This is a genomic window from Polystyrenella longa (genome assembly GCF_007750395.1).
GTDB classification, from domain to species: Bacteria; Planctomycetota; Planctomycetia; order Planctomycetales; family Planctomycetaceae; genus Polystyrenella; species Polystyrenella longa.
This window is the reverse complement of sequence record NZ_CP036281.1, coordinates 1,182,501-1,194,808: the sequence shown is the minus strand read 5'-3', so window position 1 is coordinate 1,194,808 and position 12,308 is coordinate 1,182,501. Positions and strand designations below refer to the sequence as shown.

Below are 12,308 nucleotides of genomic sequence, written 5' to 3'. Positions count from 1 at the left end.
CCTTAGCGACCTGATTTGTCGACAACTTGTTTGTCGACGGCCTGAGCACCAAACAGATGCGGTCTGGGGGCGACGAATTTTCGCAACCGTTCGTCGTGGGCCGCCTGTTCCAGCTCCGATAAATCAGGCAGCAGACTCGCCGGGATGTTCTCCCTAGTCTCTTGAACGCGATTGATATCCGCCCCCAATTGTTGCAGTTTGCATTCCAACTGCTCGTATCCCCGGTCGAGATGATAAATACGGCGGATCGCCGATTCCCCTTGTGCAGCCAATGCCGCGATCACTAACGCCGCACTCGCCCGCAGGTCTGAAGCCATCACATTCGCACCGCTCAACTGAGAGACACCGCTGATAATCGCCGAGGGTCCTTCTCTTCGAATATGAGCTCCCATACGAACGAGCTCCGGAGCGTGCATGAATCGATCCGGGAAGACTTTATCAGTGATAACACTCATCCCGCCAGCAGTCGTTAATAATGCCATCAACTGCGCCTGTACGTCGGTTGGAATTCCAGGATAGGGAAGCGTACAGCAGTCGGTCGGTCGCAAGGCCCCTACCCGGCAGACAGTGATCACGCCCTGCTCTTCTTCAATTTGAACGCCCAGCTCTCTCAGCTTTTCAACAACTGCCGTCAGGACCCGCAGATCGACATTTTCCAGTTCAATCTTTCCTGAAGTCATCGCCACCGCCATCATCAATGTGGCTGCTTCGATGCGGTCGGGAATGATGCGGTACTGTTGCTGTTCGGGGCCAGCGGCCTGTAATCGGTCCACACCTTCAATCGTGAGAAATGGTGTTCCCAAACCTTTGATACGGGCCCCCAACTGGTTCAGAAAGTTGCCCAAATCGACGACTTCGGGTTCACAGGCAGCCGATTCAATTGTCGTCGTTCCTTCGGCCAGGGCGGCGGCGACCATTAAGTTACAGGTACCGGTAACAGTACTTCCGAAGGGTCCTCCCAGATAGATATGGGCTCCCTTTAACCGTTCCGCTTCGGCGAAGATGTAACCTCGTTCGATCTGAATTTCGGCTCCCAGGGCACGCAGCCCTTTGAGATGCAGATCGATGGGACGATCGCCGATGTTGCAACCACCGGGCAGGGAAACACACGCGCGGCCCCGTCGCGCTAATAGCGGACCGAGCACACATATACTGGCACGCATTTTCCGCACGAGATCGTATTCGGCGAGACAAGGGTCGGTGTCGGTGACTTCCAGTCTCAGAGATTGATCCTCAAGCCGTTCCTGCTGCAACCCAAGCCGACTGAGCAAGTCGAGCAAGGTGCGCACGTCAACGAGATGGGGAACGTCGTGTAGCAGCACAGGACCATCGACAGCCAGCATGGCGGCCATAACTGGAAGAGCCGCATTCTTGGCACCACTCACGCGCACGCGACCGGAGAGTGGTCGGCCTCCTTTGACGACGAACATGTCCATCCCTGGAATCTCCTTAACTGAGCAACATCATTTCTGAGCTCTTACTGATCGACTTAATAGTCCCGCGTCGATTTTGAGTTCAACGAATTGTTATCGAGTGACTGTGTATCATGCGAACTAGAATCGAACGAGGGTGCATCAATCGCCGTTTCTTCATCTGACGTTTCTTCATCTGAAATTTCCGAGTTCTCAGATGAACCCTCGGTTGAGTCTTCCGGCGGCTCGGGCGGAATTTCGTCAAATTCTTCCTGTAAGTTCACCTCGGCGGCGGGTGGATCCAGGAAAGAACCATGGAACACTCGCGGGCGGCCAGTGCTGTCATTTAAAAAGCGGGCTGTTTTGAAATCGGTTTCCGTCGCGACAAATTTCAAAGTAGCGTCGACCTGTTCCGGATCCATTTCAACCAGCAAATGTCCGTCAGGGCTTAGAAATCGGGACGCATCTCGGATGAGGGTTCGCACCAGATCCAAGCCATCTTCGCCGCCGTCCAGTGCCAGGTGTGGTTCGTAACGGGCAACATCGGGTTCGAGTGTTTTCAATTCCGAGGTACGAATATAAGGTGGGTTACTGAGGATCAAATTGAATTTGGAATCGCCCGAACTCTGCAATGCCCCAAAGAGGTTCCCTTCGCAAAGCCGAACCCGATCAGCAACGCCGTGCTTCGTGGCATTTTGTGCTGCAATTCGCAAGGCGGCTGTGCTGATGTCTGTCGCTGTTACTTGGGCCTGAAGATGATTGGCGGCGAAAGTAACAGCAATGCAGCCCGAGCCGGTACACAGATCGAGCACTTTGGGTTGAGACCAGTCTCGCGACAGGCCCAGGGCCTCCATCACGAGGGTCTCGGAGTCTGGACGGGGAATCAATACGTCGGCCGTCACTTTGAATTTCAGGCTGTAGAACTCGCGGTAACCGACCAGATAAGCGACCGGTTCCCGTTTGGCGCGTCGGGAGACGAGATCACGCATGGTGGCACGTTCAGGGTCGGTCAACGGCTCTTCGTAGCGGGTGTAAAGCTGAATCCGTTCACAACCACGGGCATGGGCCAGGAGGATTTCGGCTTCCAGGCGGGGGCTCTCGCTGCCGTGTTTCTGAAGATGGGCAGTCGTCCATTCCAGTATGCGTTTTACGGTCCAGACTTCGGTGTTTGACACTAGCAGTCGTCCATGAGAAAAATTTCGATCCGGTCGGCAAAGCTCGCTACGGACGAAATCTGTTCCGACAGTTCGTCCGGGCACTGCAGATGGTAGGCCACCCCAAGGGGACAAATCAACAGATATCCGCACGATTGCCGTGGATTCGCCCGATCATGGAAATCGCGGGGTCCCCCAGATCAGGCAGGATCGGGATTATTCAATCGTTCCTGCCGGTCGAACTCAAGCAAACCTTCGATGAGTTCATCCATCTCACCCAACAGGACGCGATCGAGTTTATAAAGGGTCAGGTTAATACGATGATCGGTCACCCGGCCCTGAGGAAAGTTATAAGTTCGAATTCGCTGACTCCGGTCGCCTGAGCCGATCAAGGTACGGCGATAAGAGGCTCGTTTTTCCTGTTCTTCACGTTGTTTCGCTTCGAGCACACGACCTCGCAACACGCGCATCGCCTTGGCGCGGTTTTTGTGCTGACTTTTTTCATCCTGACATTGAACGACAACACCACTCGGTAAGTGAGTGATACGAATCGCACTTTCAGTCTTATTAACCTTCTGGCCGCCCGGTCCACTGGCATGGAAGGTGTCGATGCGCAGGTCATCCGGTTTGATGTCCAGTTCGACTTCGGTCGCTTCCGGAAGAACGGCGACTGTTGCTGCCGAGGTGTGAATTCGCCCCTGCGTCTCTGTCTCAGGGACACGTTGAACGCGGTGACCACCGCTTTCGAACTGCAACTGATGGAAGGCCCCGTCGCCCGTGATAGAGAACGTCATCTCTTTAAAACCACCCAGCTCAGTAGGTTGGGCGTCGATGATTTCGTATTTCCAACCCCGGCGTTCGATCAGGCGGGTATACATGTCGAACAGATTTCCTGCAAAGAGACCCGCTTCGTCTCCACCGGTACCCGCGCGAATCTCCATAATCAAACCACCACGAGTAATGGAATCCCCTGCCGTAACAAGTTCTTCCAGCTCTTCTTCCACTTTGGATAGTTCGATGTTCAGCTCGTCGAGTTCCGCTTGCGCGTATTCGCGGGATTCGGCATCGGTCTCTTCGTCTACCATTTCTTTGGCAGTGGCGATGTTCTCTGTGAGTTCCCGCCAGACCTGCATCGCTTTCGCAACCTTCGCCAGGCCACCCTGCTCCCGTTGCAGTGGAATGAACTTCGCCGGATCCGACATCGTTTCCGGATCGGTCATCTGCTTGTCAATCTCTTCGTATCGTTTCAATTTTGATTCTAGACTGGGGAACATGACGACTTGATATCCGAGAAATAAGAGTGGTTGAGTTCGCTAACTGTTCTGAAACTGGATTTGCCAGCCAGACCCAGAGCGAAGAGATAACCAAAGTAGATGACGACAGACTTAGAAAACGACAGACTTAGAAGACAACAGGGTGAAATAAAAAACAGGGTTGCCGAATATCTCCGGCAACCCTGTTAATTGTGCAGTTCGGTGAAACAGCTCGTTTCACGCCGGATCGAACTGTTACCGGGCGCAAACAAACGACATGCAGTCGCCGGCAGCCGGGTAAAGCCGAACGGTCGCTACTTCTTGTTGCCACCCCAACCGTATTTTTTCTGGAACTTCTCGACGCGACCGGCGGAGTCGACGTATTTCATCTGGCCGGTAAAGAATGGGTGCGAGTAAGAACTGATATCGACTTTGATCAGGGGATAGGTGTTGCCATCTTCCCATTCCATTGACTCGTCTGAGTCCATGGTGGAGCTGATCACTACTTTTTCGCCGGAAGCGGTATCAAGGAAAATAACGGGTTGATACTTAGGATGAATGTCCTGTTTCATGATTCTCTTAACCTTTTGTCCGGGTTCCAGAGTGGGAAACCCGCCAGTGGGACCGGTCTCGCAAATTGAGACGCTGTAATTTATTGCATATTGTCGCGGCACCCGCGCAGACGGATACCCTGTTTTCAGAGGACAGAATCGGGACAGTTTACGCATCCTTCGGACAATCGACAAGATATAGACCGGACGAAATCCCCTTCCCAGACAAGAATGGAGTCTCCCAGGACGATCAATTTCCTCCACAGAGGCAAGTTCTTCCAATTCGTAAGGAGACATCCAAGTCACACATCAACTTGGCAGCAGTAAAACTTCGACAATCATTTTCTCTAAAGCACTACTATTCATTATCTTACAACCCGCCCCTCCTTTCTTTCCTAAAGTCAGGAGCGAAATTTTGGCCAGAGGCACGTTGGTATGGGGTCCAATTACACCGATTTTGTGGATTTTGCATAGAAAAAGGCCGATTTTGATACTGAGGATGTGTGATTTTCGACAGGTGCAGCCTGTTTAGAAAGTCCGGCACCCGATCAATCTCCGCAATCAATTGTCAGAAAATGACTTATGACCGATTTCACGATTCAACATTTTCAGCAGGTCGCTGATCAGGCCAAAGCGAATGCAGGATCCGTCGCCGATGGTCTGAAGCAATGTTTTGAACAGAAATATACGGTCGAGGCAGGTGATCTGGCGTCACTTCCCACCGCTTCCGAGCGGGATGCGCTGAATGAACCCGGATTGCTGGTTGGTATGCGAGTCGGCAACACGGGGATTGTGGTTGTCATTCCGGAATCTTTCCCTTTGCCGGAATGGTATCGGGAACCGAATGAATCGCAGAAAGCACGTCTGGGGACAATTGGAATGGAATGGTCGATGGCCCTCCTTCCTGAAGAGCTGATGGCTGAGGATTTTTCCTCCCATCCCTTCGACAATCTGAACTCGGCAATCGATCTCGTGACTCCGGACCCGGAGGCTCAGTGGATTCCGCTGCAGGCGACGGCTGAAGGAGGCACCCCGTTTACGCTTTACCTGGTAGGTCCCGTCTCTAAACCTTGCCTGGACCCTAAAGAGGTTGCCCAGAAAGCGACTCAGGAGGCAAAGAAAGAGGCTGTCCTCGAAGGGATGGCGTATTCCGATCCGAGTGGTGCGATGACCGAAGAGGAACGTCGTACGCGGATGGCCCGCGTTATGAAATTAAAAGTCGATGTCTCCGTACGTCTCGCCGAAAAAAAGATCGAGTTGAGCCAACTCGTTGCGATGGCTCCCGGATCGCTGATTCTGTTTGACAAAGCGTGCGAGGAATTACTCGACATGTACGTCAACAACACGCCCTATTGCCGGGGCGAGGTGGTCAAAGTCGGCGAACACTTCGGCCTGAAAGTGAACGAAGTCGGCTTCCACATGGAACGCGAAGCTCGCATTATCTGATCAAGTATTCCCTCTGAAGGTAATACATCACTATTCGCTCAGTTCGACTCCACGTAATGTCTTGTCGAAAAAGTCGGCGATCAAAATCACCTCTTCGCTGATAGTGGGCCACGGGTGGCCTCCTCCCCTTTTGACGACGAGTTCCACTGGTATTTTCTTTTCTTCGAGAGCCGTTCGCATCAGCGCAGATTGCTGCAATGGCACGACCAGATCAGCATCCCCGTGAATCAGCAGAAAGGGAGGTGTGGCTTCAGTCACTTGTTTAGCTGGTGAGTACGCCGTCAATGTTTGTGCGACTTCCTCTGCCGACGCTCTTTGATAGTTATGGGGGAAGAACAGGTTTCGGGCTGCTTTGCTGATGGGATCATCCCGTTTGACGTCGACTTGAAATGGTCCGTACTGGGTGAAATCCGTGGGAGGAAAGAACACACCTACCGCTTTCAAGTTTTTCGTTTCCGGGTACTCCGAACTTTTGACAGCCGTCATACAAGCCAGGTAACCTCCCGCCGAAGCCCCGACCATTCCCAGATCTGGCGAAGTGACTTCGTAATCCCCGGAGTGCTCATTCACCCATTCAAACCCAGCTCTTAAATTTTCCAGCATTTCCACGGCAGTGAATTTGCTGACGGAACCCGGACGCACGGCGAAGACGACGTATCCGCGGGAGCACATGACGTCAAAGATTTTTGCTTTTTCGTGATCCCGTAATTTACCTCGATCGGAATAGAATGCGCCTGAGATAGCATCGACCAGACCATAACCATTCTTCTCCCCCTTGGGTTCGAAGATATCCATCACTAATGCGACTCCATGTTTTTCGGCATAGACGACATTCTTGTGCTGCGTAAATATCTCGCTCGCCAGACCGGTCTGCACTCCAATGAAAAGAAACGTCGCTGCCATCAAGCCCAGACGGAGGCAATCGAAATTGAAGCTCAGTACTGATGGACGAAACATATCTTATCTCCAACTGAAATTTGGGCCTGAAATTTGGGAACGCACTGCTCACATGGATGCAACGACCGTAATTCGTTATCCAGACTACTTCCCCGCACCGTCCTCTGTAAATCTATTCATTTCGGTAAATCATTTATCATGCAAGATTTCCCGAAGTACTTTATTAGTTTCCGCTAGATTCCGAGCATCGAGTTCTGCAATATTAATCGTTCCGCCCTACGAATGTGAAAACCGAATCGAGCGATCTTTTGTCGTTATTCCAATTCTACCAGGGCATCAGAAAGTTCGTTCTTCTTCTCTCCTGTCGCCGGTAGATCGGTGGCGAGTCGTTCGCCCAGATGCTGGATCGTTTCACAGAGAGCGCTGGCCATCGATTCCGTATGCAATCGGTCCGTAAACTCGGTGCAAATCGCGTGCAGTCCTGCCTGGTCGATTTTGTCGAGAACAGTCTGGTCGGCAATCACCGCCGCTTGATGTTCATAAAGGGAGACATACAGTAAGACACCACTTGCTCCTGCAGTATGATGCACCCGGTTGTCATAAAAGACCTGACGGGCCCGCGTGTAAACTTCCTCCTGCATCTGACTGACGGGAGTGAACATCCGGCGGAGCGGAAGATAACAGGTGCCTAATACCGCTCCCAATAGAAAACCGACGACACCTGCAATAAGGATCGCGATCAGTTGCCAGAGGGGATGTGTGGCGGACCAGTCACCTGCATCGGAAACGGGAAGAGGATAGAACAACCAGGTCAACACGATCAACAGGCCCGCCACCCAGACACCGACGATGTCTTCCGCCCGGTCGTACCTGCCCGAACTCCCCGCAACGACAGGAACAATCTCCGCCGATGTGATTGTCTCCGCCTGCTTGACCGCCTGATTGATTCGTTCACGATCATCATCACTGAAATTTCTGGATGCCGTACCCATGGTTTGATTCCTGTTCTGCTTCTATTTCGATGGGGTAATTTGGGGTAACTGATTGATGCGACAAGAAATTCGATAAGCCCTGAATGGGGGCAACTTAGACAGAGTCGCTACCACGAACCTGTCGCTCCTCCACCACCAGAAAATCCACCACCAAACGAACCGCCCGAATATCCACCTCCGCCGCCACGATTGGTCGCCATCTGGTACAGGATCACTCCGATAATCGCAAAGATCGCTCCCCAGAAAAGCCAGGCCCAACCACTGGAACCGCGACGAATCAGCGAGACCACCGTGAAGATCAACAGACCGATAAAGACCGCACCAATGATGTAATGCGAAGTAGGCCGAGGTGAGCGCGGCAGCTCCAGATCGCGGGCCATTTTATCGAGCCCTTCGACTCCCGCTTTAATCCCGGCGGAAAAGTCCCCCTCCTTGAAACGGGGGATGATTAACTCTTCCATGATCTGTAGCGCCTGAGCATCTTTCTCCCGTTTCCAGCCTGCCCCTAACTCGATCCGCGCCTTGCGATCCTGTTCGGATACCAACAAGAGGATTCCATAGTTCCACGGGTTCTCTCCCAGTTTCTCCGGGCCAATTCCCCACTGGTCGAACAAGAGTCGGGCAAAGGTTTCGATCCGTAACCCTGCTCCGCCGTACTGAGACATCGACTCGATCGTAACAACGATGATCGGTGCCGCTTTATCCTTGAGCACTGCCTCGGACATTTTGCGAATCGCTTCGGCATCCTGCGGGTTGATCAGGTTCGCCTTATCGACAATGAACTGACCTTCCGGCGGACGTTCGAGATCAATTTTGATCTGCGCTGAAGCAGGCACCGCAAAAGTGACCATGCAGGCCAGGCTGAATAATGTGGAAAACGAAACGCGAAGCAATATAGAAGGAATCATAGTGCGCTGCTCTTTACCAGTCATCGAGAGAGTTTCAATTAATAGATAATAGAGATGTATTAACTCCCAGCCTACCAGAAGCGAAAAGCGAAACACAGGCCATAACCTGTTCCGTAGTCGCCTGAGTTTTTCCGTTCGCCACCTAATCCCTTACTCCGCGCCGACTCGCTTCTCCCATTCGGCGAAGGCCGTATTCATCTTGTTCACCTGCTCGGGATGTTGGTCGGCGATGTTTTTTCTCTCGGTGGGATCGATCGATAAATCGTAGAGCTCCCACGGACTGCCCCGTCTGGAATTCACCAGCTTCCAGTCTCTCATACGGACTGCCTGGTTACGTGGCACATCGAAAAACAGAGCCGGGTAATCATCCCGTTCCTGCAGGTGGAAAATCGGTAACAGGCTTCTGCCATCCATCGGTATCGGATGTCGTCCCTGGAACTCATTAGGATATTCGATACCGGCAATTTCGAGGCAGGTCGGCATGAGATCGATCACATGCCCGATCTGGGAACTGATTTCCCCCTGCTGCTTAATGACGGTTGGCCAGCGGGCTATCAGGGGGGTCCGGATCCCCCCTTCATAAGCGGTCATCTTAGTATCCCGAAAAGGAGTATTACTCGTCATCGCCCAGGCGAGTCCGTAACCGGCGAAAGTGTCGGGAGGCCCCGGCATGTTTTCTGGACCGCTGCCGGGACGAATCTTCCCACCGTCACGGCGGAAGGGTGCCCCGGAATCGTCCGCTCGAAAACCGAATGTCTGCTGGTTCGGAGCGAGGCCCCCATCCGGAGCGGCACCATTGTCTGACAGGAACAGCACGAGCGTGTTATCCGCTTTACCACTCTCTTCCAAGGTCTGCAGCAACGTCCCAACCCCCTGGTCGACACGGGAGATCTGGGCCGCATAAACCGCCATGCGATCCGTCTGCCACTGCTGGAAGGGATCATCCTGCCACGGGATAATCTTCGAATTAATCGGTGCCAGTTCAACATCGTCCGCCACCAGCCCCAATCCCTTTTGACGTTGTAAACGTTCCTCCCGCCAGTCATCCCATCCTTTCTCGCGATACCGTTCCCGGTGAGGAGCGACGTATTGCTCGGGAGCGTGCAGAGGCCAGTGCGGAGCAACGTAGGCGAGATAAAGAAAGAACGGATCCTCTCCTGCAACGGCTTCCGAAAGAAAGTCATTTGCATATTGATTGAAAACGTCGGTCATGAAAAACCCTTCTTCCGGGAACGACCAGGGATCGCCATCTAGCGAAAAGCTGTTTCCATGAACTTCGTGATAATAGCTGATCTTCGAGCGGCAGTTCGGACCAAAGAACCGATCGAACCCCCGCTGCACTGCCAGGTCCCGGCCCTGCCATTTGCCGACCATCATCGTGCGGTATCCGTTCGCCTGCAGCACTTCAGGAATCAACACGCACTTGCTGTGATCCTTCGGTTCATTCCAGAGGCGTCCCGAATGCCCCACCGACTGACTATATAATCCCGTCAATAACGAAGCCCGCGTCGGACCGCAAACGGCGTTGTTATAAAACTGGGTGAACCGCAACCCGTCCCGGGCCAGCGAATCAATATGCGGTGTCGGAATCTCTCCTCCGTAACACCCAAGATCCGACCAACCCATATCATCGACCATCACCACGATGATATTCGGTCGTTCCTCGACTCCCCCCATCGCCTCTCCGAACGTTAAGGTCGTCGCGATGATAAAGCACCATGCATTCAGGCCACCCCATTTCATAAGATCTATCCGCCTACTTTGCATTCGCTTTATATAAAATAGAACACCCGCAACTAAGGGCAGCCTGATTGACGACCTCGATTCTACGACCCTCCCCAGAGGGTGTCAAACACCATATCCCCGAGCCAGAGACCGTCTGCCTCAACCGCGAACGCGTTCTATTCTTCTCTGGATTTCATTACGACGAGGGTCTATCGTGGACTGGTGCTGATGACTTACTCCTTTCCTCGACAGTGACATGAAGGCCGTCGTATGTCTCGCTTTCTCTTATTTATCTTCCCCTGTCTCTGCATGACGATGACCGCAGTGGCCGAGAAACCAGCGGTTTTGAAACCACTCTGGGAGAAACGGCTTGATCTGCACAGCCCAGTGAATGCCGTTGTGGGACGGGTCGACGGGAAGTCTCGATTGTGCGTTCAAGGGACCCGGTATAACGACGACCGCGCGGATGCCGGAGTTCAGATTCTCGACGAACATGGCCAACAGATCCTGCTGCATGTCGATGACTCTTTCCAGCAGCCTTCGACGGTGGGGGCCTATCTGCAATGGATTGATCTCGGACTGTCGCAGGATCCGGCTGTCCTGTTCTCACTCACACCGCAAGATAAAACCCGAAGGGGAATTGCCCAGCTGGTGAACGTATCCAATGGGGACTCTTATGGAACGATTCAGAACACGACGCACTTCGGGAATATCAGCTTGTAAGACGGTGCCTGAACGACAAGTTTAACAGACTCTGTGACAGAGCTTTTTCCACTGTATACTTAGCGTGACTAACCTTATCCTCTCAGAAAGAGGACAAAAGAATGAGTAGACAAATTACAGAATACCGAAATACACTCCAGCGGTTTTACGTCCATAGATCTCAATTGGGTTTAAATTTTGGCGTAGCCAGTAAAGAAGCGAATCGCTTTGGAGTCCCCCCGGAAATGCAAGCCGGTCCCATAAATAGTGATGGCTGGGTGGAGTGGAAACTTGCAGATTCGACAGCCAGAATCAGAGACATCCGCACCCTAGAAGAAGATTTCCAGTTTGTTTTCCCAGAATCTTTCATAAATTATCTTCAGGCGATGTGCCATCTTTTTGATGATGTATCCAGTCGTAAATATGACCAGCAGATCTTTTGGGAACCATTGCCACTCACGAATCCGCTTGGCTCACTTCGATTCCTTATAGCGGCTTGGGATGATTTGATCAGGGCGGATTTCATCCCCGTTGCGCAGTGGGGTGATGGCTGGGGACCGATCTGTTTTGATGCGAAGAATAAGTCCGAACCAGAGCACCCTCTCGTCTGGTTTGATCACGAGTATCTCGCCAGATTCAAGCCACATGAAATGCAGAACCACGCCGTGATCGCGCATTATGCACAACCGATATATGACAATTTCAACGAAATGTTCGACGATCTTTTCGGTTCAGACACGAGCACGTAGTGTTCGGTCTATCCCTAATTGCCAAGCAGTGCCTGATCTAATCCGCTAATTGTCCGGGTTGCGAGGCTACAAGCTATCCCCCCCTTCACGGTCGAAAGTTCATTTTACCGTGACTTTCTCAATCGCTTGTGCCTATCGGCCCCCGGACAACACTTCGTGATTGTCCGGGCTAACCTAAGTCAAGTTGTGCTTTAACAATTGATAAATGTTGGGTGACATACAAATTCATTTTTGAAACACAAAGTCACGAAGGACACAAAGAGCTGGACAACTAACAAAAAGGCCTCCGATCACCGAGGCTTAACGATAGCCAAGTCCTTTTTGAGTTCCAGGATCATTTGCTGCAGAAAACGTATATGAACTCTTCATCAAGGAAGCAATTATTTGTGCCTCCTTGGTGTCTTCGTGTTTCAAATAAGCACGATGCAATACCCTGACAATTAGCAGTAGACAGAGCAGGTAGTCTAGGTATCACCCGTCTTATCAACCGGAGTGATTCCCATCACAGTGCTCGCCCAC

The 12,308-nt window shown here is 52.3% G+C and carries 11 protein-coding genes; 3 read left to right on the top strand and 8 right to left on the bottom strand.

Annotated elements, in window-relative coordinates; genetic code table 11:
- Positions 1 to 2: 2 nt before the first annotated feature.
- From murA to Pla110_RS04510, 4 genes are all read right to left on the bottom strand, one after another.
- Positions 3 to 1,436, bottom strand: coding sequence for a UDP-N-acetylglucosamine 1-carboxyvinyltransferase (gene murA / locus Pla110_RS04525; protein WP_144993671.1), 1,434 nt, complete (start codon positions 1,434 to 1,436; stop codon positions 3 to 5).
- A 53-nt stretch (positions 1,437 to 1,489) separates the two neighbouring features.
- Positions 1,490 to 2,587: a peptide chain release factor N(5)-glutamine methyltransferase gene (prmC, locus tag Pla110_RS04520; protein ID WP_231742914.1), complete on the bottom strand. Its 1,098-nt coding sequence runs from the start codon at positions 2,585 to 2,587 to the stop codon at positions 1,490 to 1,492.
- Positions 2,588 to 2,766: 179 nt separating this feature from the next.
- Entirely contained in the window at positions 2,767 to 3,840 is a 1,074-nt protein-coding gene (gene prfA / locus Pla110_RS04515) for a peptide chain release factor 1 (RefSeq protein ID WP_144993669.1), read from the bottom strand.
- Positions 3,841 to 4,133: 293 nt separating this feature from the next.
- Entirely contained in the window at positions 4,134 to 4,391 is a 258-nt protein-coding gene (locus Pla110_RS04510) for a type B 50S ribosomal protein L31 (RefSeq protein ID WP_144993667.1), read from the bottom strand.
- Positions 4,392 to 4,952: 561 nt separating this feature from the next.
- On the opposite strand from Pla110_RS04510, the gene Pla110_RS04505 reads away from it, so the two are divergent.
- Positions 4,953 to 5,816, top strand: coding sequence for a FliM/FliN family flagellar motor switch protein (locus Pla110_RS04505; RefSeq protein ID WP_144993665.1), 864 nt, complete (start codon positions 4,953 to 4,955; stop codon positions 5,814 to 5,816).
- A gap of 30 nt (positions 5,817 to 5,846) precedes the next feature.
- Here the strand turns inward: Pla110_RS04505 and Pla110_RS04500 are convergent, their stop codons facing one another.
- The 4 genes from Pla110_RS04500 to Pla110_RS04485 form a co-directional block, all read right to left on the bottom strand.
- On the bottom strand, positions 5,847 to 6,773 hold the full coding sequence (locus Pla110_RS04500; RefSeq protein ID WP_144993663.1) for a prolyl oligopeptidase family serine peptidase: 927 nt from the start codon (positions 6,771 to 6,773) through the stop codon (positions 5,847 to 5,849).
- A 254-nt stretch (positions 6,774 to 7,027) separates the two neighbouring features.
- Positions 7,028 to 7,705 (bottom strand): TPM domain-containing protein, encoded by a 678-nt coding sequence (locus Pla110_RS04495; protein WP_144993661.1) that lies wholly within the window; start codon positions 7,703 to 7,705, stop codon positions 7,028 to 7,030.
- A gap of 107 nt (positions 7,706 to 7,812) precedes the next feature.
- Positions 7,813 to 8,709 (bottom strand): TPM domain-containing protein, encoded by an 897-nt coding sequence (locus Pla110_RS04490; protein ID WP_144993659.1) that lies wholly within the window; start codon positions 8,707 to 8,709, stop codon positions 7,813 to 7,815.
- A gap of 54 nt (positions 8,710 to 8,763) precedes the next feature.
- Complete coding sequence (locus Pla110_RS04485; RefSeq protein ID WP_197440504.1) at positions 8,764 to 10,356, bottom strand: arylsulfatase; 1,593 nt, start codon at positions 10,354 to 10,356, stop codon at positions 8,764 to 8,766.
- 252 nt (positions 10,357 to 10,608) lie between these two features.
- Between Pla110_RS04485 and Pla110_RS04480 the strand changes: the two genes are divergently transcribed.
- Both Pla110_RS04480 and Pla110_RS04475 read left to right on the top strand, forming a co-directional pair.
- Positions 10,609 to 11,061, top strand: a complete 453-nt coding sequence (locus tag Pla110_RS04480) for a hypothetical protein (protein WP_144993655.1) — start codon at positions 10,609 to 10,611, stop codon at positions 11,059 to 11,061.
- Positions 11,062 to 11,162: 101 nt separating this feature from the next.
- A complete protein-coding gene (locus tag Pla110_RS04475) occupies positions 11,163 to 11,789 on the top strand; it encodes an SMI1/KNR4 family protein (RefSeq protein ID WP_144993653.1) in 627 nt (208 codons plus the stop codon).
- Positions 11,790 to 12,308: the final 519 nt, after the last annotated feature.